Origin of the sequence: Streptomyces sp. SirexAA-E (assembly GCF_000177195.2) — a bacterium.
GTDB lineage: Bacteria > Actinomycetota > Actinomycetes > Streptomycetales > Streptomycetaceae > Streptomyces > Streptomyces flavovirens.
Genome location: NC_015953.1, coordinates 401,441 through 425,511, shown reverse-complemented (window position 1 = coordinate 425,511; position 24,071 = coordinate 401,441). Strand labels below are relative to the sequence as shown.

14 protein-coding genes are annotated in these 24,071 nt (G+C 70.9%); 12 read left to right on the top strand and 2 right to left on the bottom strand.

Translation table 11 applies throughout. The annotated features are described in order from the left end of the window. Positions 1-77 precede the first annotated feature (77 nt). The 6 genes from SACTE_RS01790 (at position 78) to SACTE_RS01765 (ending at position 7,196) form a co-directional block, all read left to right on the top strand. Positions 78-1,163 (top strand): ABC transporter substrate-binding protein, encoded by a 1,086-nt coding sequence (locus SACTE_RS01790; protein WP_014044312.1) that lies wholly within the window; start codon positions 78-80, stop codon positions 1,161-1,163. Positions 1,164-1,271: 108 nt separating this feature from the next. Further along, on the top strand, positions 1,272-2,951 hold the full coding sequence (locus SACTE_RS01785; protein WP_014044311.1) for a sugar ABC transporter ATP-binding protein: 1,680 nt from the start codon (positions 1,272-1,274) through the stop codon (positions 2,949-2,951). Continuing rightward, the gene (locus SACTE_RS01780) at positions 2,948-3,964 is read left to right on the top strand and encodes an ABC transporter permease (protein ID WP_014044310.1); all 1,017 of its coding nucleotides are present in this window, start codon (positions 2,948-2,950) and stop codon (positions 3,962-3,964) included. The genes SACTE_RS01785 and SACTE_RS01780 overlap by 4 nt, the downstream gene beginning before the upstream one ends. Further along, positions 3,961-5,025 (top strand): ABC transporter permease, encoded by a 1,065-nt coding sequence (locus tag SACTE_RS01775; RefSeq protein WP_014044309.1) that lies wholly within the window; start codon positions 3,961-3,963, stop codon positions 5,023-5,025. The genes SACTE_RS01780 and SACTE_RS01775 overlap by 4 nt, the downstream gene beginning before the upstream one ends. Before the next feature lie 57 nt (positions 5,026-5,082). Beyond that, a complete protein-coding gene (locus tag SACTE_RS01770) occupies positions 5,083-6,120 on the top strand; it encodes a LacI family DNA-binding transcriptional regulator (RefSeq protein ID WP_014044308.1) in 1,038 nt (345 codons plus the stop codon). Then, positions 6,120-7,196 carry an aldose epimerase family protein gene (locus SACTE_RS01765; RefSeq protein ID WP_014044307.1) on the top strand — a complete coding sequence of 359 codons (1,077 nt, stop codon included), beginning with the start codon at positions 6,120-6,122 and terminating at the stop codon, positions 7,194-7,196. The genes SACTE_RS01770 and SACTE_RS01765 overlap by 1 nt, the downstream gene beginning before the upstream one ends. A 371-nt stretch (positions 7,197-7,567) precedes the next feature. Here SACTE_RS01765 and SACTE_RS01760 read toward each other — a convergent pair whose 3' ends face one another. Further along, complete coding sequence (locus tag SACTE_RS01760; RefSeq protein WP_014044306.1) at positions 7,568-8,581, bottom strand: LacI family DNA-binding transcriptional regulator; 1,014 nt, start codon at positions 8,579-8,581, stop codon at positions 7,568-7,570. Positions 8,582-9,033: 452 nt separating this feature from the next. On the opposite strand from SACTE_RS01760, the gene SACTE_RS01755 reads away from it, so the two are divergent. The 4 genes from SACTE_RS01755 (at position 9,034) to SACTE_RS01740 (ending at position 14,551) form a co-directional block, all read left to right on the top strand. Next, positions 9,034-9,954 carry a sugar ABC transporter permease gene (locus tag SACTE_RS01755; RefSeq protein WP_014044305.1) on the top strand — a complete coding sequence of 307 codons (921 nt, stop codon included), beginning with the start codon at positions 9,034-9,036 and terminating at the stop codon, positions 9,952-9,954. Between the two features lie 3 nt (positions 9,955-9,957). Beyond that, positions 9,958-10,896 carry a carbohydrate ABC transporter permease gene (locus SACTE_RS01750; protein ID WP_014044304.1) on the top strand — a complete coding sequence of 313 codons (939 nt, stop codon included), beginning with the start codon at positions 9,958-9,960 and terminating at the stop codon, positions 10,894-10,896. Between the two features lie 153 nt (positions 10,897-11,049). Next, positions 11,050-12,390: a sugar ABC transporter substrate-binding protein gene (locus SACTE_RS01745; RefSeq protein WP_014044303.1), complete on the top strand. Its 1,341-nt coding sequence runs from the start codon at positions 11,050-11,052 to the stop codon at positions 12,388-12,390. A gap of 88 nt (positions 12,391-12,478) precedes the next feature. Next, on the top strand, positions 12,479-14,551 hold the full coding sequence (locus SACTE_RS01740) for a beta-galactosidase (RefSeq protein WP_014044302.1): 2,073 nt from the start codon (positions 12,479-12,481) through the stop codon (positions 14,549-14,551). A 49-nt stretch (positions 14,552-14,600) separates the two neighbouring features. Here the strand turns inward: SACTE_RS01740 and SACTE_RS01735 are convergent, their stop codons facing one another. Then, entirely contained in the window at positions 14,601-17,798 is a 3,198-nt protein-coding gene (locus SACTE_RS01735; protein ID WP_014044301.1) for an alpha-L-rhamnosidase, read from the bottom strand. Positions 17,799-18,146: 348 nt separating this feature from the next. Between SACTE_RS01735 and SACTE_RS01730 the strand changes: the two genes are divergently transcribed. Together SACTE_RS01730 and SACTE_RS01725 are read left to right on the top strand one after the other, a co-directional pair. Next, positions 18,147-19,331, top strand: a complete 1,185-nt coding sequence (locus SACTE_RS01730) for a S8 family peptidase (RefSeq protein ID WP_014044300.1) — start codon at positions 18,147-18,149, stop codon at positions 19,329-19,331. Between the two features lie 379 nt (positions 19,332-19,710). Beyond that, entirely contained in the window at positions 19,711-24,000 is a 4,290-nt protein-coding gene (locus tag SACTE_RS01725) for a discoidin domain-containing protein (protein ID WP_050986356.1), read from the top strand. The last annotated feature ends 71 nt before the right edge of the window (positions 24,001-24,071 follow it).

Genomic DNA, 24,071 nt, shown 5'->3' with positions numbered 1-24,071 from the left:
CGGCCGATGCACCGTCCAGCCATGCCCGACCGCACGCCGACCGGCGTGCCGTCATCCCGCCAAGGAGCGTCCCGCGCATGATGACCCAGCGTCGATCCCGTACCCTCGCCGCGGCCTGTTTGCTCGCCGCCACCGCCACGCTGGCCGCTTCCGGCTGCTCCAAGTCGGAGACGTCGGACAACGCCGGCGGTGACAGCAGCCAGGGGGCCCAGGCGGCCGAGACCCCCGAGTCCAGCTCCGGCTCCGGCTGCTCGCTGACGACCTACGGCGCCCCGAAGCTGGACCTGAAGAACGCGATCGTCGGCTTCTCCCAGTCGGAGAAGGAGGCCAACCCGTTCCGCATCGCCGAGACGCAGTCCATCAAGGACGAGGCGAAGAAGATCGGCGTCAAGAAGCTCCTCACCACCAACGCCCAGTCGCAGCTGTCCAAGCAGATCAGCGACATCCAGGACATGCTGTCCCAGGGCGCCCAGTTCCTGATCATCGCGCCGCTCAACTCCGACGGTCTGGAGCCCGCGCTGAAGGCGGCCGCGGCCAAGAAGGTCCCCGTCCTGACCGTCGACCGCAAGGTCAACTCCACGGCCTGCAAGGACTACGTGGCCTTCCTCGGCTCCGACTTCGTCGAGCAGGGCAAGCGGGCCGCCGACGCGATGATCAAGGCGACGGACGGCAAGGCCAAGGTCGCCATCCTCCTCGGCGCCTCCGGCAACAACGTCACCACCGACCGCACCAAGGGCTTCGTCGACCAGATCAAGGCCGAGGCCCCCGGGATCGAGATCGTCGCCCAGCAGACCGGTGAGTTCGCCCGCGACAAGGGCCAGCAGGTCATGGAGCAGCTCCTCCAGTCCAAGCCCGACATCGACGCCGTCTACGCGGAGAACGACGAGATGGGTCTCGGCGCCGTCACCGCGATCAAGTCCCTCGGCAAGAAGCCCGGCAAGGACGTCAAGGTCGTCTCGGTCGACGGCACCCGCAACGCCGTCCAGGCCCTGGTCAACGGCGAGTACAACGCGGTGATCGAGTCCAACCCGCGCTTCGGCCCGCTGGCCTTCGCCACCGCCCAGAAGTTCTACGGCGGCGAGGAGATCCCCGAGAACGTCATCATCACCGACCGCGCCTACGACGAGACCAACGCCAAGGAATCGCTCGGCGGGGCGTTCTGACCCGATCCACCGACGGCCCCGGCCGCCGTGGCGCCCGCACCGGCCCACGGCGGCCCCCGGGCCGCCCGCCCCTACGAACAGTGGAACAGCGGAAGGCCGAGACCACTCATGGCACCACCCGAAGCAGAACCTCAGCCCCCGGAGGCGGCCGTCGGGCCCGAGCGCTCCGCCGTGCTCGAAGCCCGTTCGGTGAGCAAGCGTTTCCCCGGTGTCGTCGCCCTCGACGACGTCTCCTTCTCCCTGCGCCCGGGTGAGACCCATGCGCTGGTCGGCGAGAACGGTGCGGGCAAGTCCACCCTCATCAAGGTGCTGACCGGCGTGTACCGGCCCGACGGGGGAGAGCTGCGGATGTCGGGCGAACCGGTCCGGTTCGCCCGGCCGTTCGAGGCCCAGCAGGCTGGGATCTCCACCATCTACCAGGAGGTCAACCTCGTCCCGCTGATGAGCGCGGCGCGGAACATCTTCCTGGGCCGCGAGCCCAGGAACCGCCTGGGCCTCATCGACTTCGCCCGGATGTACCGCGAGGCCACCGAACTGCTCGACGGCTTCGGCGTACGCGTGGACCCGCGCCGCCCGCTGCACACCCTCGGGATCGGCACCCAGCAGATGGTCGCCCTGGCCCGGGCCGTCTCGGTCAACGCCCAGGTCGTCATCATGGACGAGCCCACCTCGTCGCTGGAACCGCGCGAGGTGGAGACCCTGTTCCGGGTCATCGACAACCTGCGCGCCCAGGGCATCGCCGTGCTCTACGTCAGCCACCGCATGGACGAGCTCTACCGCGTCTGCGAGCGCGTCACCGTGCTCCGCGACGGCCGGCACATCCACACCGGCGACCTGGCCGACCTCGACCGGATGCAGCTCGTGTCGATGATGCTCGGCCGCGACCTGGCCGAGGTCCGCCGGGAGGGCGTCACCAGCTTCACGGCGGAGGGACACGAGGCGGCCCGTACACCGGTGCTCACCGCCACGGCGCTCTCCAGCCGCCACCAGCTCCACGACGTGTCCCTGTCGCTGTACGCGGGCGAGGTGCTCGGCCTCGGCGGGCTCCTCGGCTCCGGGCGCAGCGAGACGGCGAAGGCCCTGTCCGGCGCGCTGCCACTGGACTCGGGCGAACTCACCGTCGACGGAACCCCGTTGAAGCGCCTCACGCCGGCCGCCGCGATCCGGGCCGGAATCAGCCTGCTGCCCGAGGACCGCAAGGCGGAGGGGATCGTTCCCGGACTGTCCGTACGCGAGAACATCGTGCTGGCCGCCATGCCGCGGCTCTCCCGCGCCGGTGTCGTCTCCCGCGCCAGGCAGGACCGGATCGTCGACATCTTCATGAAACGCCTGCGGATCAAGGCGTCCAGCCCCGAGCAGAAGGTCGGCGAGCTCTCCGGCGGCAACCAGCAGAAGGTCCTGCTGGCCCGCTGGCTCTGCCTGGAACCCAAGGTACTGCTGCTGGACGAGCCGACCCGCGGCATCGACGTCGGCGCCAAGGCCGAGGTCCAGAGCCTCATCGACGACCTCGCCCGGGAGGGCCTGGCCGTGCTCCTCATCTCCTCCGACATCGAGGAGCTGATCGAGGGCGCCGACCGGATCGTCGTCCTGCGCGGCGGTGCCGTCGCGGGCGAGCTGGAGGGCGACGAGGTGGACGAGAGCCGGCTGCTCGAAGTACTCGCCGACCACACTCCCGCCCCGGACCCCGGCCCCGCGTCCGGCGGGCACGACGACCCCGTACCACCCGGCGCCGAGGCCGCCCCCGCGCGGCAGGACGTGGCCCCGGCCGCTGAGGAGGACCCCCGATGACCCAGGCCGCCGTCTCCCCCTCCCCGGGCCCCGCGCGGCCCGAGGACCCCGCGAAGCCCGACCGGCCCGCCTCCCCGCTGGCCCGGCTGCGCGACCCCGCCTGGTACCAGGAGTACGGCGTCTACGTGGCCGTGGCGGTGGTACTGCTCTTCAACGCCCTGTTCACCGACCACTTCATGACCGCCGACAACTTCCGCACCCAGCTCGTCCAGGTCGCCCCCATCGTCATCGTGGCGCTCGGCATGGCCCTGGTCATCGGCACCGAGGGTGTGGACCTGTCCGTCGGCTCGACCATGGCCCTGGCCGCCGCCTTCCTCCCGCTCTACCTCGGATACGGGCTGGTGCCCGCCCTGGTCGTCGCCCTCCTGGCGGGCGCGGTGGTCGGCGCGGTCAACGGAGCCCTGGTCTCGCTCGTCGGGCTGCAACCCATCGTGGCCACCCTCGCCCTCTTCGTCGGCGGACGCGGACTGGCCCTGGTCATGGCCGACGGCCAGCTCAAGCAGATCGTCAACCCCGACCTGCTGTCGCTGGGCACCGGCTCCTTCCTCGGTGTCCCGCTGGTCGTCTGGATCGCCGGACTGCTCGCCGTCGCCGTCGCCTTCCTGGTCCAGCGCACCACGTTCGGCCGGCAGATCGTCGCCGTCGGCGGCAACCGCTCCGCCGCCGCGCTCGCCGGACTGCCCGTCAAGCGGGTGCTGATCGGGGTGTACGTCCTGTGCGGCGTCCTCGCCGCGCTCGCCGGGATCCTCGCCACCGCACGGCTCACCGCGAGCGACCCGTCCTCGCTCGGCACCCTCATGGAGCTCTCCGCCATCACCGCGGTCGTCGTGGGCGGCACGCCGCTCAACGGCGGCTCCGTCCGGGTGCTGGGCACCGTGGCCGGAGCCCTGCTGATGCAGCTGCTGCGCGCCACGCTCGTCAAGCACGACCTGCCCGACTCCACCGCACAGATCGCCCAGGCGGCCATCATCGTCGCCGCCGTCTACGTCGCCCGGGAGCGTCGGTCCCGATGAACGAAACCACACCCGCCCCCGCCGTCCGGGCCCCGGCCCGGCGTACACCCGCCGCGCAGCCCGGCGGCGGACCCAAGACCCGCCCCGCCGACACCTCCCGCCCGACCGGCAGACAACGCGCGGCCGAACTCCTCCAGCGCCAGGGCGTGCTGGCGGTCCTGCTGATCGTCGTGATCGCCGCCTCCTTCATCTACCCGACGTTCGCCTCGCTGGACAACGCCCGCGGCGTGACCATCCAGGCGTCCTTCCTCGCCGTCGTCGCCCTCGGCATGACCCTGGTCATCATCACCGGCGGCATCGACCTCTCGGTGGGCTCCGTCTTCGCCCTCGGCGGCGTACTCGCGGCCTGGGCCTCGCAGTACGGCTTCCTGGCGGCGCTGCTCGTCCCCCTCGTGGTGTGCGGCGCGATCGGCCTGCTCAACGGGCTCCTGATCGCGCGGGGCAACATGGCCCCCTTCATCATCACGCTCGCCACCCTGCTGGGCGCCCGCGGACTGCTCCTCGCCCTCACCGACGAGGGCGCCACCACCTACCTCGTCCCGAAGGACTCCGCCTTCGGCGAGCTGGGGCAGGGCAGCGTCTGGGGCTTCGGCTACCCGATCATCATCGCCCTGGTGCTGTTCGGGGCCGGCGGACTCGTCCTTCAGCGCACCTCGTTCGGGCAGACGCTGTTCGCCGTCGGCGGCAGCAGCGACGCGGCCACCCTGATGGGCCTGCCCGTCGCCCGTACGAAGATCCTCGTCTACACCCTCAGCGGCCTGCTGGCCGGACTCGCCGGCGCCCTCAACGCCGCCCGGCTGTCCTCCGGCGTCACCATCATCGGCGTCGGCATGGAACTCGACGCGATCTCCGCCGTCGTCATCGGCGGCACCCTCCTCATCGGCGGCGCGGGCTCGATCAGCGGCACGCTCTGGGGCGTCCTGCTGCTGGCCGTCATCCAGAACCTGATCAACCAGATCGGCTCGCTCAACTCCTCGTACCAGTCGGTCGTCAGCGGAGGTTTCCTTATCGTTGTCGTGGTGGCCCAGCGTTACCTGGCGCGCAGTCGCAGAACCACGTGACGAACGCGGCCGCCGTGCGGAGCCGAACCACCGAGTCAAGCCGAACCAAGGAGTGCCGTGGGCGTCAGCCTCAAGGACGTTGCGCAACGGGCGGGCGTGTCCATCAAGACCGTGTCCAACGTGGTCAACAACTACCAGCACGTCACACCCGCCATGCGGGCCAAGGTGCAGCGGGCCATCGACGAGCTCGGCTACCGGCCGAACCTCACCGCACGCCACCTGCGCAAAGGCCGCACCGGCATCATCGCCCTCGCCGTACCCGAGTTCGGCAACCCGTACTTCGCCGAGCTCGCCGGTGAGGTCGTCGACGCGGCCGCCCGGCACGACTACACCGTCCTGGTCGATCACACCGCCGGCCTCAGGGAGAAGGAACTCCTGGTCAGCCAGGGCTTCCGGTCCCATGTGATCGACGGCCTCATCCTCAGCCCCATCCATCTGGAGACCGAGGACCTGATGGCCCGCACCGAGACGGCGCCCCTGGTGCTGCTCGGCGAGCGCGAGTACGAGGCCCCCTACGACCACATCGCCATCGACAACGTGGCCGCCTCCCGTGAGGCCGTACGCCACCTCCTGGGCCTCGGCCACCGGCGCATCGCCTTCCTCGGCTCGCGCACCGGACGTGAACGCCAGCCGGCGCACCTGCGGTTGCGGGGCTGGCGCGAGGAACTCGCCGCCGCCGGCCTCGAACCCGACGAGTCCCTGGTCGTCGTCACCGACGGCTACGGCCGTGAGGACGGCGCCACCGGCATGGCGGCCCTCCTGGACCGGGGCGAGCGGCCCGACGCCGTGTTCGCGTACAACGACCTCATCGCCATCGGCGCGATGCGGACCCTCACCGAACGCGGGTACCGCATCCCCGAGGACATCGCCGTCGTCGGCTTCGACGACATCGAGGAGAGCCGCTACACCACCACCACACTCACCACCATCTCGCCGGACAAGGAGGCCATCGCCCGCCTCGCCGTCGACAGCCTCGTCGAACGGCTCTCCGGCGAGGCCGCCGCCGAACCCCGCAGACCGCGCCCCGGCTACCGTCTCGTCGTCCGCGAATCCACCACGCCCCGGCCCCGATCCGGCCATACCGAGGACCACTGATGCCGCGCCCCACCGTGCACCGCACCCCCTTCGGCTCCGCCCACGGAACCGAGACCCACCTGTGGACCCTCGACAGCGGGGCGGGGGTCCGGGCCGAGATACTCACCTACGGAGCCACGCTGCACCGCCTCACCGTCCCCGACACCTCGGGGACCGCCGGAGGCGTCGTACGGTCGCTCACCGGCATCGACGACTACACGGCGAAGCACCCCTACTTCGGGGCCGTCGTCGGGCGCTACGCCAACCGCATCGCGCACGGCCGCTTCACCCTGGACGGCACCGAGCACCACGTCCCCGCCAACGACCGGGGCCACGCCCTGCACGGCGGCCCCGACGGCTTCCACACCAAGGTGTGGGAGGCCACCGGTGACCACACGGACGACACCGCGTCCGTCCGGCTCACCCTGCACAGTCCCCACGGCGACATGGGCTTCCCCGGCGCGCTGGACACCACCGTCACCTACACCCTGGACACGGCCGGCACGCTCGCCGTCGACTACGAGTCCGTCACCGACCGCGCCACCGTCGTCAGCCTCACCAACCACGCCTACTTCGACCTGGCCGGCTACGGCGACGTCCTCGGCCACCGTCTCCAGGTCGACGCCGACGCCTATCTGCCGGTGGACGGCGACGGCATCCCGCTCGGAGCGCCGGCCGGTGTCCAGGGCACGCCCTTCGACCTCACCGAGCCCCGCGTGCTCGGGGAACGGCTCGGCCGGGAGGACGGACAACTGCGCGCGGCGGGTGGCTTCGACCACTGCTGGGTGCTGCGCGAGCCCACGGGGGCGGATGGCCTGCGCCGTGCCGCCCGGCTCACCGCGCCGGACGAGAGCCGCGTCCTGGAGGTGTGGACGACCCAGCCGGGCATCCAGGTGTACACCGCCAACCAGCTCGACGGCGCCTTCACCGACGGCACCGGCCGCCGCCACGAACGGCACGGCTCCCTCTGCCTGGAGACCCAGCACCTGCCCGACGCGCCCAACCGGCCGGACTTCCCCTCGACCGTCCTGCGGCCCGGCGAGACGGCCCGCAGCCGGACGGAACTGCGCTTCCCGCACCTGCCGGGGCGTGGCTGACGGCTCCTTCACCGGGGGGCCCGCGCGGGGACGCGGGGTCCGTCCTCAAGCGCAGGACGGGCTGGGGCGGCGCCGTCACGCGCAGTGCGCCTGCCCTCGGGGCCGGTCATGTGGCGGTGCGCCCGCCGTGGCGGGTGCACCGTCGCCTGGGGCGCGCGCCCGCCGTGGGCGGGGGCCCTCCGGAGTGTCTCCTCGCGTGACGAACGTGCGGGGTGCCGTCGGGGAGCCCCGTAAGGCGTTCGTCACCCTGCGGGGGCCCTCCTGCGGGCCCGCGGACCGGCTGTCGGGCGGCTGCGGGTGGTGGCGGTGGGGTTGTGCGGCCGGTCCGCGGGTGCGGGTGAGACAGGTGGGAAGCCGTCGAGGCGGCCGTCTCAGCGCGGTGGCGGGGCCGTGCTCGACCGGACGACCAGGCGGGTCGGGACCAGCGTCGTGCCGCGTTCCGCCGCCTCGTTGCGGATCTGCCGCAGGACACCGTCCACACACAGCCGGCCGATCTCCGCGAAGTCCTGGTGGACGGTGGTCAGCGGCGGGAAGAACGACGCGGAGTCGGCGATGTCGTCGAACCCCACGACGCTGACGTCCTCGGGGACGCGCCTGCCGCGCTCGTGCAGAGCGCGCAGAACACCCAGCGCCATCTGGTCGTTGGCCGCGAAGACCGCGGTGACGGAGGGATCGGCCGCCAGCGTGAGACCGGCCTCGTAGCCGGAGACCGCCGACCAGTCGCCGTCCACCGGAGGCGGAACGGGGCGTCCCGCCTCCTCCAGGGTCTGCCGCCAGGCCACGGCACGGCGCTGTGCGGCGAACGACTCCGCCGGGCCGGCCACGTGCGCCACCGTGTGGTGCCCGAGGTCCAGCAGGTGCTGTACGGCTGCCCTGGCACCGCCGGACTGGTCGGTGTCCACGACGCTGTAGCGGTCGCCCGCGTCGGAATCGGCCACCACGACATGGGTGTTCGGCGGCAGGGAGATGGCGGCGTCCAGGAGGTGGACTTCCATGATCACGATCATACCGTCCACGACCTGCTCGCCGAGCACGGTGACGGCACCCCTGACCCCCGTGCTGGTGGGGGTCGCCACGGGCAGCAGGGTGATGGCGTATCCCTCGTCCGCGGCGGAGGCCGAAATGGCTTCCAGAGTGCGGACGTTGCCGGTCGTGGCCAGGGTGAACAGGACGACGCCGAGGGTGCGGAACCTGCCGCTCTTGAGCGCCCGCGCCGCGCTGTTGGGCCGGTAGTTCAGCTCCTTCATGGCGGACAGGACGCGCCGGCGGGTCTCCTCCGAGACCATGGAGTGCCCGTTGGACACGCGGGAGACCGTCTGCGAGGAGACACCGGCAAGGCGGGCGACGTCGGCCATGGAGGCTTCCCTGCGGGATGGCCGTTCCATGGCTGGTTCCTGTCCGTGCACTGTGCCTCCGTCGTGGTGTGGTGAGCCTTTCGCCGCGTGCGCAGGGCGCCGTCCCGGCCGCGGGCCGTCTTCCACCGCGGTCGTCCGGGGGTGTGTCGATCGGTTCCCGCCCTGTCGCCGCACCGCGTGCGGCTCGTGCCGGGGCGCCGGCGAGGGCTCGGACCACCGGCATTTCTACCACTATCGGACGCTCCACGCCGACCGGCCCGGGCGGCGTCACCCGGGAGGGGGCGAGGCCGGGCGGTGGAGGGCGCAACTCTTCGGCGGGCGGAGGGAATCCTCGCCTTGACGGTGCGCCGAGCAGACGTGTAAACATCACTTCACCGATTGCTGTTTACGTAAACATCGGTTCTCAAGCACAGCGCCTCCACGATGTCCGGTGTCTCCCTCCGGCCGGGGCCATGCTCAACGCCGGACCAGTAGGAGTACCCATGACGGCCGTTACGCCGCTCACGACCGGACGCCGCCCACCAGCCGGAGGCTCCCGTTCCCGGCGCGGACGGATCGGGTGGCTCTTCGTCGGTCCGTTCATGGCCGTGTTCGCCCTGGTCTTCCTCGCACCGATCGCCTACTCGCTGTACCTCAGCTTCTTCCGGGACCAGCTGGTCGGCGGCACCTCGTTCGTGGGCCTGGACAACTTCCAGCGGGCTTTCGAGGACGACCAGTTCTGGGCGGCCGTGGGCCGGGTGGTCCTCTTCCTCGCGGTGCAGGTGCCCGTCATGCTCGGGCTCGCGCTGCTCGTGGCCCTGGCGCTCGACAGCGGCAGGCTCTACGGGAAGAGCTTCTTCCGGATCTCCGTCTTCCTCCCGTACGCCGTACCCGCCGTCGTCGCCACCCTGATGTGGGGCTTCATCTACGGCACCCGCTTCGGGCTGGTCGGGAACATCAACGACGCCCTCGGCGTGTCCCTGCCCGACCCGCTCTCACCCTCCCTGGTGCTGGCCAGCATCGGCAACATCGTCACCTGGGAGTTCATCGGCTACAACATGCTGATCTTCTACTCGGCGCTGCGTGTCGTCCCCAAGTCCCTCTACGAGGCGGCCGAGATCGACGGCGCCGGGCAGTGGCGGATCATCACCGCCGTGAAGATCCCCGCGATCCGCGGGGCCCTGGTGATCGCGACGATCTTCTCCGTGATCGGCAGCTTCCAGCTGTTCAACGAGCCCAGCATCCTGAAGAGCCTGGCGCCGAACGCGATCACGACCTACTTCACGCCCAACCTCTACACCTTCACGCTGTCCTTCTCCGGCCGACAGCAGAACTACGCGGCCACCGTCTCCCTCGTCATGGGCGTCGTCACGATGATCATCGCCTACGCGGTCCAGCTGCGCGGCATGCGAAAGGAGGCGTGAGCGATGACCGCACCCTCGTTCACCGCCGAGCCGACCCGGCGTACCACCCACCGCGCCCCGGCGTCCCGGCGTGCCCCCCGCAGGCGCCATTCGCCCGACCGGCCGCGCCGCAGCGTCCTGCTCACCGTGCTCATGGGCCTGACCGCGCTCTACGCGCTCCTGCCGCTGGTCTGGCTCGTCATCAACGCCTCGAAGACGCAGAAGAACCTCCTGGACTCCTTCGGCCTCTGGTTCAGCGGGGACTTCGCCCTCTGGGACAACATCTCCCAGACCCTCACCTACGACGACGGCATCTTCGTCCGCTGGTTCCTCAACACCCTGCTGTACGTGGTGGTGGGAGCCGGCGGAGCCACCTTCCTCGCTGTCCTGGGCGGCTACGGCCTGGCCAAGTTCGACTTCGCGGGCAAGCGCGCGGTGTTCGCCACCGTCATCGGCGCGGTGGCCGTGCCCGCGACCGCGCTGGCGGTGCCCACCTTCCTCATGTTCAGCAAGATGGGCCTCACCAACACGCCGTGGTCCGTCATCATCCCGTCCCTCATATCCCCGTTCGGGCTCTACCTGATGTGGGTGTTCGCCGCCGAGGCCGTCCCCACCGAACTCCTGGAGGCGGCCAGGGTGGACGGCTCCGGCGAGCTGCGGACGTTCTTCCGCGTCGCGCTCCCGCTGCTGGCGCCGGGCATCGTCACCGTCCTGCTGTTCACCATGGTGCAGACGTGGAACAACTACTTCCTGCCGCTCATCATGATCAAGGACCCGGACTGGTACCCGCTGACGCTGGGGCTGAACGCCTGGAACGAGCAGGCCTCCACCGCCGGCGGCCAGCCCGTCTTCAACCTGGTCATCACGGGGTCACTGCTGACGATCGTGCCGCTCGTCCTCGCCTTCCTGCTGCTCCAGCGCTACTGGCAGTCCGGACTGGCGGCGGGCAGCGTCAAGGGATGATCCCGTCCCCGGCCACCCAATCTCCGCGCTGCGAGACCGGGTTAGCCCGGCGCTCGGCCGGTGCGGTGTTCCACCCTCTCCACCTTCCGCACCCTGTGGCGCGGACGCTCGACGGTTCGTGCACCACCCTCACCACAACGGAGTGAAAACGATATGAGAACCATGACCAGACGCGCGATGCGTGGCGTCGGCCTGCTGTGCGCGGCCGCGCTGAGCCTCACCGCGTGCGGGTCCTCCGAGGAAGCCGCTTCGGACAAGGCCGTATCGGGAAGTGATCTGCGGGCGGCCCTCAAGGAGGGTGGCTCGATCACGGTGTGGGCTTGGGAACCGACGCTGAAGCAGGTCGTCAGCGACTTCCAGAAGGAGTACCCGAAGGTCAAGGTGAAGCTGGTCAACGCCGGTACCGGCAACGACCAGTACACCGCCCTGCAGAACGCCGTGCAGGCCGGATCCGGGGTCCCGGACGTCGCGCAGGTCGAGTACTACGCCCTCGGGCAGTTCGCCCTCGGCAAGTCCCTGGAGGACCTGAGCCGCTACGGCGCGGACAAGTTCAAGGACGACTACTCGCCGGGCCCGTGGAACGCGGTCACCGTCGACGAAGCCGTGTACGCGCTGCCCATGGACTCCGGTCCGATGGCGCTCTTCTACAACAAGAAGGTCCTGGACAAGCACCAGATCGCCGTCCCCACCACCTGGGACGAGTACCTGGAGGCGGCCCGCGCCCTGCACGCGGCGGACCCGAAGGCCTACATAGCCAACGACACCGGCGACGCCGGGTTCACGACCAGCATGATCTGGCAGGCCGGCGGGACCCCGTTCAAGAACCGCGACACCAACATCACGGTCGACCTCACCAACGACAAGGGCGTCACCACCTACACCAAGGTCTGGCAGAAGCTCATCGACGAGAAGCTGCTGGCGCCCATCAGCTCCTGGAGCGACGAGTGGTACAAGGGTCTGGCGGACGGCACCATCGCCACCCTCGCCACCGGCGCCTGGATGCCCGCCAACTTCGTCTCCGGCGTCGAGTCGGCCTCCGGTGACTGGCGCGCCGCCGCCCTCCCGCAGTGGAAGAAGGGCGACGAGGTCAGCTCCGAGAACGGCGGCAGCTCCCTCGCGGTGATGAAGGCGAGCAAGAACAAGGACCTGGCGTACGCGTTCAACGAGTACGCCAACCACTCGGAGGGCGTCCAGGCCCGCATCGAGGCCGGAGCCTTCCCCGCCACCACGGCGGACCTGGCCTCCCCGACGTTCCTCGACACCACCTTCCCGTACTTCGGTGGCCAGAAGGCGAACGAGATCTTCGCCCGGTCGGCCGCCCAGGTGCCCGAGGACTGGTCCTACCTGCCCTACCAGGTGTACGCCAACTCCATCTTCAACGACTCCGTCGGCAAGGCCTACGTCTCCGACACCAAGCTGGCCGACGGCCTGAAGGAGTGGCAGAAGGCCGCCGTCGACTACGGCACAGAACAGGGCTTCGACGTCAACAAGTGACGTCCCGCCACTGAACCGGCACAGGGCGGTCGCCCGCGGGCGACCGCCCTGTGCCGTACTCGCAACCCCCGTATCCGAGAGGATCATCATGACCCCCGCCTCCGAGCGCCGCTGGCTGCGCCCGCCCTCCGACGACCGCCCGGCGAGCTTCGCCTACGGGGCCGACTACAACCCGGAGCAGTGGCCCCGCGAGGTGTGGAAGGAAGACGTCCGGCTGATGCGCGAGGCCGGTGTCACCGTCGTCTCCGTCGCGATCTTCTCCTGGGCCCGTCTCCAGCCGGCCGAGGACCGCTGGGACTTCGCCTGGCTGGACGAGGTGCTCGACCTGCTCCACGACAACGGCATCGCCGTGGACCTCGCCACCGCCACCGCCTCGCCGCCGCCCTGGCTCACCACCCTGCACCCGGAGATCCTCCCGGTCACCCGCACCGGCGAGACCCTCTCCCAGGGAGCGCGACAGCACTGGCGGCCCACCTCACCGGTCTTCCGCGCGTACGCCCTGCGGCTGGTGGAGGCCATGGCGACCCGTTACGCGGACCACCCCGCCCTGGTCGCCTGGCACATCTCCAACGAGCTCGGCTGCCACAACATCTACGACTACTCCGACGACGCCGCCCAGGCCTTCCGCGACTGGCTGCGCACCCGCTACGGCACGCTCGACGAGCTCAACCGGGCCTGGGCCACCTCCTTCTGGTCGCAGTACTACGGTCAGTGGGAGCAGATCCAGCCGCCGCGCCTCGCCGCGAGCCACGCCAACCCCACCCAGCAGCTCGACTTCAAGCGCTTCTCGTCCGACGCGCTCAAGGACTACCTCCGGGCCGAACGCGACGTCCTGCGCCGCATCACCCCCGACGTCCCCGTCACCACCAACTTCATGGTGATGGGCGAGACCAAGGGCATGAACTACCCGGACTGGGCGGACGAGATCGACTTCGTCTCCAACGACCACTACGCGCACCCCGGCCCCCAGCGACTGGACGAACTCTCCTTCTCCGCCGCGCTCACCCACTCCATCGCCCACGGCAGGCCGTGGTTCCTGATGGAGCACTCCACCAGCGCGGTCAACTGGCAGACCGTCAACGTCGCCAAGACCGAGGGCGAACTCGCCCGCGACTCCCTGGTCCACGTCGCCCACGGAGCCGACGCGGTCTGCTTCTTCCAGTGGCGCCAGTCCGCCGCCGGCGCCGAGAAGTACCACTCCGCGATGGTGCCCCACGCCGGCCCGGACAGCGAGGTCTTCCGCGCGGTGACGGCCCTCGGCCGGACGCTGCGGGAGCTCACCCCGGTCACCGGTTCCGTACGGGAGCCGGCCAGGGCCGCGCTGGTGTACGACTGGGACTCCTGGTGGGCCGTCGAGCGCGACTCCCAGCCGACCTCCCTGCTGCGCTACCGGCAGGAGGCGCTCGACTGGTACTCCGCCTTCCTGGCCCTGGGCGTCCGGGTGGACGTCGTCACCACGGCGGCCGACCTCACCGGCTACGACTTCGTCGCCGCCCCCGTCCTGCACGTCGTCCCGAAGGACCTCGCCGACCGGCTCGACGCCTATGTGCGCGGCGGCGGCCACCTCGCCACCACCTACTACTCGGGTGTCGTCGACGAGAACGACCACGTCCACCTCGGCGGCTACCCGGGGGCGCTGCGCGACCTGCTGGGCATCCGCATCGAGGAGTTCGGCCCCCTGCTCGAAGACGCGGACGTACGCCTCGACAACGGCCTGACCGGCACCCTGTGGACCGACCGGATCGAGGTGACCGATCCCGAGGTCACGGTCCTCGCACGCTACGAGACCGGGGACCAGGCGGGGCGCCCCGCCCTGACCCGGCGTGTCCCGGCGGACGGCGGCTCCGCCTCCTACCTGTCGACCCGGCTCGGCAGCCAGGGGCTGACCGGTGTGCTGGAGACCCTGCTGTCCGGCGCCGGAGTGGTCAGCGAACTGCCCGCCGGCGCGCGGGGACGGGTGGAGGCGACCGTACGGACGGACGGCACCCACGCCTACTGGTTCCTTGTCAACCGCACGGACGAGCCCGTCGAGTTCGACGCGGTGGACGGTGAGGCCCTGACCGGCCCCGCACCGGCCGGCGGCGGTCTGGTCCTGCCGCCGCGTGAGGTCGCCGTCCTGCGCGTGGAGGCCGGGGCGACGCCCTTCCTCTCCGGCGTGTAGCACCGCGTGCGCCCCGGGGGACGAGACGTCCCCCGGGGCACGCCGGGCGTCAGGCCGGCGCGGTGAAGCGGTGGATGCCCGAGCCGGCCGCGAAGACCGCGCACCCGTCCTCCCGCCGCAGGAACACGGCGGTGCCCCGGACGGAGCTCCTCCCGTCACCGCCCGGCACCCACACCTCGGCCGTCGTGTTGGCGGGCAGGACCACCCGAAGCGCGAAGCCGCCCCCGTCCGAGGTCCAGCGGGTGGTGACCGGCCCGTACAGGGAGTCGAACCGGGCCTCGGCCCGGTGCACCCCGCCCCCCGGACGCGGACGCACCCGGATCTCGCGGAAGCCGGGCGCCGCCGGGGCGATGCCCGCGATGTTCGCGTACATCCACTCGCCCACCGACCCGTAGGCGTAGTGGTTGAAGGAGTTCATCCCGGCGTCCTGGAAACCGCCGTCCGGCCGCACGGAGTCCCAGCGCTCCCACATCGTGGTGGCACCCCGGTCGATCTGGTACCCCCAGCTCGGGAACGTCCGCCGCGTCAGCAGCCGGTAGGCGACGTCCGTGTGCCCGGTGTCGGTCAGCACCGGCAGCAGGCGCGGTGTGCCGAGGAACCCCGTCGACAGGTGCCAGTCCTTCGCCTCGATCAGCGCGACCAGCCTGTCCGCAGCCGGTGCGCGGTCGCCCGGCTCCAGCAGGTCCATCGACAGGGCCAGGACGTACGCGGTCTGCGTGTCGCCCTTCACCCGCCCGCCGTCGCCCACGTACGCCGCCCGGAACGCGTCGCGCACCCGGCCGGACAGCGTGCGGTAGGGCCCGGGGTCCTTGCCCAGCACCTCGGCGGTCCGGGCCGTGAGGTCGGCGCTGTGGGCGAAGTACGCCGTGCCGATGACGTCCTTGGGTGTCTCGTCCTCGATGTTGAGCCAGTCCCCGTACCCATCGGCCGGCCGCAGGAGACCGTCGCTGTGCGCCTGGAGGTACTCCAGCCAGGCCACCATCGACGACCAGGACTGCTCCAGCACCCGCACGTCCCCGTACGCCTGGTACAGGGCCCACGGGACCGTCACCCCGGCGTCGCCCCAGCCGGCCGCCCCGCTGCCGACGCCCGGGAGGTCCGGGGCGACGTTCGGGAAGGCGCCGTCGGCCAGCTGGTCGTCGCGCAGGTCCTGGAGCCACTTGCCGAGGAAGCGGGCCGACTCCATCGTGTACGCGGCGGTGGGCGCGAAGACGTTGATGTCGCCGGTCCAGCCGAGGCGTTCGTCGCGCGCGGGCGTGTCGGTCGGGACGGAGAGGAAGTTGCCGCGCTGCCCCCAGGTGATGTTGCTGTGGAGCCGGTCGAGCATGGGGACGTCGGTCGAGAAGGCCATGGTGAACGGCGCCGAGGTGTGGATGACCCGGCCCACCACCGCGTCCGGCCCGGGGCGGCCCGGAAAGCCCGTCACCTCGACGTAGCGGAAACCGTGGAAGGTGAAGCGGGGCTCGTACGTCTCCGGTCCGCCGCCCCTGAGCGTGTAGGTGTCGGTGGCCCGTGCGGTGCGCAGGTTGGCCGTGTAGAGGGTGCCGTCCGGGTTCAGCACCTCGGCGTGGCGCAGCCGCACCGTCGTGCCCGCCGGCCCCGAGACAAGGAGCCGTACCGTGCCCACCATGTTCTGTCCGAGGTCGAACACGTAGACCCCGGGCTCGGGTTCGGTCACCTCGCGGGCCGTCAGCTCGCGCTCGACACGGCAGGCCCCGTCCACCGCGGCGACCGGCACGGCCGTGACCCCTTCCACCGCTTCTGCCGCGAGCCACCCCGACGCGTCGAATCCGGCGCGGCTCCAGCCGTCGGTCTCCAGCCGGGCGTCGTACTCCTCGCCTGCCATGAGGTCGGTGGCGGTGACGGGCCCGGTCGCGGCGGCCCAGCCGGTGCCCGACAGCACCCGCTCGATCGACCCGTCGGTGAAGGTGACCTCCAACTGGGCCAGTACGGCCGGACGTTCGCCGTACTGGTGCGGTCCGAACCAGGCGATGTTCCCGGCGTACCACCCCGGCGCGAGGGTGACCCCGAGAGCGTTGCCGCCGGACCGAAGCAGTGCCGTCACGTCGTACGTCTGGTACTGGACGCGCTTGCGGTAGTCGGTCCAGCCGGGCGCGAGCCGGTCCTCGCCGACACGTGCGCCGTTCAGGAACACCTCGTACAGGCCGAGCGCGGTCGAGTACAGCCGGGCCCGCGCGACGCGCTTGCGGCCCAGCCGGAATTCCGTGCGCAGCTGGGTGGCGGGGGAGAGGGCCGCCCGTACCTCGCCCCAGGGGCCGGAACCCCACGGGGCGAGGACCGCTGCGGCGGGCCAGCCGGTGTCGTCGTAGCCGCCGGACGCCCAGTCCCCGTCCGGCTCCCGGTCGGTGGCCCGCCATCCGGTTCCCGTGGCGAGTGTGACCGCACCGTCGGCGGTGGTCAGCTCCAGCGCCCCGAGCAGACCGGCCGGGCCGTCCACCGCGTTGGTGGCCGTCACGGCGACGACCCGGGAGCCGGGGGAGAGGTGCGCCGTCACGTCCACCACCACGGGACGACGCCAGTTCTCCGCGGGGCCGTCGGGCTCGGTACGGGCCACCTGGACACCGTCGACCAGGGCGGTGAAGCCGTCGTCGGCGGTCATGACCAGGCGGGCGCGGGTGACGCCCTCGGGGATCTCCACCCGGCCGCGGAACCACCGGGTGGCCGCCGGAGCGCCCACGGCCGGATCGCCCTCCGGGAACCAGATCCAGGAGGCCGCCTCCAGGGAGGGTGAGGAGGTCAGCGCGGCGGGCGCGCCGATCCACCCCGCCGACCAGTCGGCCTCGTCCAGGAGCCCGGTCTCCCACCAGGACGGCTCGCTCCAGGCCGAGACGCGTCCGTCCTGGTCCCACACGCGCACCGACCAGTGGTAGCGCGTACGGGAGACCAGCGCCGGGCCCGCGTACGGGACCAGCACCGACGTCGGGGACACGACCTTGCCGCTGTCCCAGACGTCGGGGCGGGCCAGGCGGTCCGGCGAGGTGGCGACCCGCACCTGGTAGGCGGACTGGCCGTGGTCCGGGTGGTCCGAGGCGAGGGGCCAGCTCAGCCGGGGGCGGGAGACGTCGAGGCCGAGCGGGCGGCGTACGTACTCCACGGTCGGCCCGGTGACGCGGAGCCGACCGGCCGCGGTGTCGGCCGGGGCGGCGGCGCGGGCGGCGGGCGAGGAGACCGCGGCGAGGGCGGCGGTGGCGGCGGTGGTGCTGAGCAGTCGTCTTCTGCTGATCACAACTCGGCTCCGTAAGGTCGCGTTCATGAATCGTTTCAGCTCACCGGGACGCTAGGGCTGTGACCTGTCCCTGTCAATGCTGGACGCGCTATCGATGCCGGACTCGGGGGCGTTGAAGAAACCCGCGTGCGAGTCATTGACGGTTCTGCGGCGGGGGTGCTTGAGTGCCTCGGCGAGTGCTGTGAAACCTTTCACGCGATGGGCCGAATGGCCGCGCGAGGCGCCGATCGTTGCGCTGTCCGGATGACGCGGCTCAAGGCCTTCCCCGGATATGGACGAAACGTCAGGTGTTCGCACCTCACGGACCTGCCGGTCCGTGCACGGATCCTCCACACCAAGGGAGAACGCATGCGCCTGCGCGCCCGCTGGGCACCAGCCGTTCTACTGCTGATCGCCCCCCTGATCGGCACCACCCCGGCCACGGCCGACACCGGCGAGGTCCTGGTGCCGGTGCAGCGGTCGACCCGGGCGGTCCCCGGTCAGTACATCGTCACCGTCTCCAAGGACGAGACACCCGGCGCCACGGCCGAACGTCTCGGCGTCACCCCTCTGTTCACGTACAGCAAGGTCCTGCACGGTTTCGCCGCCGAGCTCACCCCGGCACAGCTGAAGAAGGTGCGCGGGGCCACCGGGGTCCAGACGGTCGAGGAGAACAGCGAGGCATCCGTCTCCCCGCCCGCCGTGCAGCCGTCGGCCGCCTCCCGTGTCGCGGCCGCCAGTTGGGGCCTGGACCGGATCGACCAGCGGGCCCTGCCGCTGGACGGCGCCTACGAGGCACCCGGGGCCGGGCAGGGGGTGACCGCGTACATCCTGGACACCGGCATCGAGTCGGCGCACAGCGAGTTCGGCGGCCGGGTGGGCACCGGCTACGACGCCATCGGCGACGGCCGTGACGGCGAGGACTGCAACGGGCACGGCACCCATGTCGCCGGCACGGTGGCCGGTTCCACCTACGGCGTCGCCCGCTCCGCCTCGCTCGTACCGGTCCGGGTGCTCGACTGCGAGGGCTCGGGAAGCTGGGCCGGCATCATCGCCGGGCTGGACTGGATCGCCAACAACGCCCAGCAGCCCGCCGTGGTCAACGCCTCCCTCGGCGGGCCCTCGTCCTCGGCCGTCGACGACGCGTTCGACGCGCTGGTGAAGCAGGGCACCCTGCCGGTCGTCGCGGCGGGCAACGAGAACCAGGACGCCTGCGACGTCTCCCCGGCGGGTGCCGACGGCACGGTCTCCGTGGGTGCGAGCGACGGCCAGGACCGGCAGGCGTCGTTCAGCAACTGGGGCACCTGCGTGGCCCTGTACGCGCCCGGCACGGAGATCGTCTCCGCCAAGCTCGGCGGCGGTTCCACGGCACTCGACGGGACGTCCATGGCGGCCCCGCACGTCACCGGCGCCGTCGCCCTCTACAAGGAGGCGAACCCCGCCGCGACGCCCCAGGAGATCGAGGACTGGCTCGTCGGGGGCGCGACCCCCGACGTCCTGACCAACCTGGGAACGGGCTCGCCCGACCGCCTGCTGTACGCCGGCGCTCTCTGAGCGGACCCCGGCACCGCCCGAGCGGGGTCCGCGTCTCGCGGGCCCCGCTCCGTGCCGTGCCTCCGGAACAGCGGCTTTCCGCGCCCTTTCACTTCTGTGCAAGTGGCTTGCGTAGCTTTGCGGCCTCTTTCGTCCCGGCTGGACCTCCCTGTCTCGGCACAAGTGCCCTTCTGTCGAAGCACCTTGTTCGCGGACGCCGTGCCTCTGTGAGTCCCGGCTTTCTGTCGCACCTGTGGACTCCCTCGCTCTTCTCTGCAATTCTCTGACCGCACTACGCAAAAGACAGCTCAGTCACATGCAGAAATCGTTGTCGCAGAGCTGTCCGGACAGAGCCGCAACCCTCGGTGCCTTCCGTGCCGAGGCCGAAGATCGGGGATCTATGAGAGCCCAACGCTGGAGACGGCGGGCCGTTTCGGCAGCCGTAGCCACCAGTCTTCTGATGATCGGATGGCCGTCGCTGACCGCCGCGGCGGCCGACGGCCCCAGCATCGCCGCGGGCCGGGCCGCGGCGGCGAGCAGCGCCGGCAGCGCGTACGGCGCGCGGAACGTGACGGACGGCAGCCAGTCGACGTACTGGGAGGGGGCCGGAAGCTCGCTGCCCCAGTGGGTGCAGACCGATCTCGGCGCCGCCGCCCGGGTCGACGCCGTGACGCTGAAGCTGCCCGCCGGATGGAAGAGCAGGCGGCAGACCCTCTCCGTCCAGGGCAGTGCCGACGGCACCAGCTTCTCGACGCTGAAGACCTCGGCGACGTACAGCTTCAGTCCCGGATCGTCGAACACGGTGACGATCCCCTTCCCCGCGACGAAGGCCCGCTTCGTGCGGGTGAACGTCACGGCGAACACGGCGGGGCGCAACGCACAGCTCTCCGAGCTGGAGGTCCACGAGGCGCGGGAGTCCTCGGCGAACCTCGCCGCGGGCAAGACCCTCACGGCGAGCAGCCACACCGAGACGTACGTCCCGGCCCAGGCCAACGACGGGAACCGGGCCAGCTACTGGGAGAGCCGCAACAACGCCCTCCCGCAGTGGCTCCAGGCGGACCTCGGCTCCTCGGTCCGGGTCGACCGGGTCGTCCTGCGGCTGCCCGACGGCTGGCCCCAGCGGAGCCAGACCCTGAAGATCCAGGGCAGTACCGACGGTTCGGGTTTCACCGACCTCACCGCGTCCCAGGCGTACACCTTCGGCGCCGCCAACGGGCAGTCCGCCACGATCTCCTTCGACGCCACCACCACCCGTTACGTCCGGGTCCTCGTCACCGCCAACTCGGGCCAGCCGGCCGCCCAGGTCTCCGAACTGGAGATCTACGGCCCCGAGACCGGCGACACCCAGGCGCCGACCGCGCCGTCCGGCCTGGCGTTCACCGAGCCGGCCACCGGACAGGTCAAGCTGACCTGGAAGGCGTCCTCGGACGACACCGGCGTCACCGGGTACGACATCTACGCCGGCGGAACACTGCTGGCCGGCGTGGCGGGCGACGTCACCACCTACACCGACACCCGGCGGGCCGACGAGACGGTCACCTACCACGTCCGGGCCCGGGACGCGGCGGGCAACCAGTCCGCCGACAGCAACACCGTCACCCGCAAGGGCGCCTCCGGCGACACCCAGGCGCCCACGGCCCCGTCCGGCCTGGCGTTCACCGAGCCGGCCGCCGGGCAGATCAAGCTCACCTGGCAGGCGTCCTCGGACGACAAGGGTGTCACCGGGTACGACGTCTACGCCGACAACGTGCTCCGCAAGAGCGTGGCCGGTGACGTCACCACCTACACCGACACCCAGCCCGCGGGCACCACGGTCAGCTACGTCGTCCGGGCCAAGGACGCGGCGGGCAACATATCCGCGCCCAGCAACACCGTGACCCGCAACGGCTCGACGGGCACCGCCTCCAACCTGGCCGTGTCGAAGCCGATCACCGCCTCGTCGGTGGTCCACACCTTCGTCGCGGCCAACGCCAACGACAACTCGCTCACCACCTACTGGGAGGGTGCGGGCGGCAGCTACCCCAACACCCTCACGGTGAAGCTGGGAGCCAACGCCGACACCCAGAGCGTCGTGGTCAAGCTGAACCCCGACAGCAGCTGGGGCGCGCGCACCCAGAACATCCAGGTGCTCGGACGCGAGCAGGACGCCACGGCCTTCACCGGCCTGGCCGCCGCCAAGGACTACCGGTTCGACCCGGCGAGCGGGAACACGGTGACCATCCCGGTCACCGCCCGGGTCGCCGACGTCCAGCTGAAGTTCACCTCCAACACCGGGTCAGGCGCCGGTCAGGTCGCCGAGTTCCAGGTGCTGGGCACCCCCGCGCCCAACCCGAACCTCCAGGTCTCGGCCGTCAGCGCCTCGCCCGCCGCCCCGGTGGAGTCGGACGACATCACCCTGTCGGCGACCGTACGCAACACGGGCGCGGTCGCCGCTCCGGCGAGCAAGCTCGACTTCGAGCTGGGCGGCTCCAAGGTGGCCACCGTCTCCGTGGGCACCCTCGCCCCCGGCGCCTCCACCCAGGTCAGCGCCGGTATTGGAGCGCGCGACGCGGGCAGCTACACGCTCGGCGCGGTCGCCGACCCGGACAACGCCGTCATCGAGCAGAACGAGACCGACAACCGCTTCACCGCCGCCGCCCCGCTGGTCGTGAAGCCGGTCTCCAGCTCCGACCTCGTCGCGAGCGCGGTCACCACCTCGCCGTCCGCCCCGGCCGCCGGGGACACCGTGGCCTTCTCGGTCGCGGTGAAGAACCAGGGCACCGTGGCCTCCGCGAGCGGCAGCCACGGCATCACCCTGAGCCTCCTCGACGCCAAGGGCGCCACGGTGAAGACCCTCACCGGCGCGCACAACGGCGCCATCGCGGCCGGTGCCACGACCGCCCCGGTCCAGCTCGGCAGCTGGACCGCGGTCAACGGCTCGTACACGGTGAAGGTCCAGCTCGCCGACGACGCCAACGAGCTGCCGGTCAAGCGGGAGAACAACACCAGTACCCAGGCCCTGTTCGTCGGACGCGGCGCCAACATGCCGTACGACATGTACGAGGCGGAGGACGGGGTCACCGGCGGTGGCGCCAAGGTCGTCGGCCCGAACAGGACCGTGGGCGACGTCGCCGGCGAGGCCTCCGGCCGCAAGGCCGTCACCCTCGACGCCACCGGCCAGTACGTCGAGTTCACCACCAGGGCCTCCACGAACACCCTGGTCACCCGCTTCTCCATCCCCGACGCACCGGGCGGCGGGGGCATCGACTCGAAGCTGAACGTCTACGTGGACGGCACCTTCCTCAAGGCCGTCGACCTCACCTCCAAGTACGCCTGGCTCTACGGCAACGAGACCGCGCCCGGCAACTCCCCGGGCGCCGGAGCGCCCCGCCACATCTACGACGAGGCCAACCTCGTGCTGGGCCGCACCGTCCCGGCGGGCAGCAGGATCCGGCTGCAGAAGGACGCGGCCAACACCAGCACCTACGCGATCGACTTCGTCAGCCTGGAGCAGGTCACCCAGGTGCCGAACCCCGACCCGGCCACCTACACCGTGCCGGCCGGATTCACCCACCAGGACGTCCAGAACGCCTTGGACAAGGTCCGCATGGACACCACCGGAACCCTCAAGGGCGTCTACCTGCCCGCCGGCGACTACCAGACGGCGAGCAAGTTCCAGGTCTACGGCAAGGCCGTGAAGGTCGTCGGCGCGGGACCCTGGTTCACCCGGTTCCACGCCCCGTCCACCCAGGACAACACCGACATCGGCTTCCGCGCGGAGGCCAGTGCGAAGGGCTCGTCCTTCGCGAACTTCGCGTACTTCGGCAACTACACCTCCCGTATCGACGGGCCCGGCAAGGTGTTCGACTTCTCCAACGTGTCGGACATCGTCATCGACAACATCTGGAACGAGCACATGGTGTGCCTCTACTGGGGCGCCAACACCGACAACGTCACCATCAAGAACTCCCGGATCCGCGACATGTTCGCCGACGGCATCAACATGACGAACGGATCCACCGACAACCTCGTCACCAACAACGAGGCACGGGCCACCGGAGACGACAGCTTCGCCCTGTTCTCGGCGATCGACGCCGGCGGCGCGGACATGAAGAACAACGTCTACGAGAACCTGACCTCGATCCTCACCTGGCGGGCGGCAGGTGTGGCCGTGTACGGCGGCTACGACAACACCTTCCGCAACATCCACATCGCCGACACCCTGGTGTACTCCGGCATCACGGTCAGCTCGCTGGACTTCGGCTACCCGATGAACGGCTTCGGGACCGGGCCGACGGCCATCGAGAACGTGTCGGTCGTGCGCTCCGGCGGCCACTTCTGGGGCTCGCAGACCTTTCCCGGCATCTGGCTGTTCTCCGCCTCCAAGGTGTTCCAGGGCATCCGCATCTCGCACGTGGACATCGTGGACCCGACGTACAGCGGGATCATGTTCCAGACCAACTACGTGGGCGGACAGCCGCAGTTCCCGATCAAGGACACCGTGCTCACGGACATCTCGATCACCGGTGCGCGCAAGAGCGGCGACGCGTTCGACGCGAAGTCCGGGTTCGGGCTCTGGGCCAACGAGATGCCCGAGGCGGGCCAGGGGCCGGCGGTCGGTGAGGTCACCTTCAACGGCCTGAAGTTCAAGGACAACGCCCAGGACATCAGGAACACCACCTCCACCTTCAAGATCGACGTCAAACCGTAGGGAGGCCCGGCACGCCGGACAGCGGGGGTGCCCCACGACATCGTGGGGCACCCCTCTGTGCGTACAGAGTT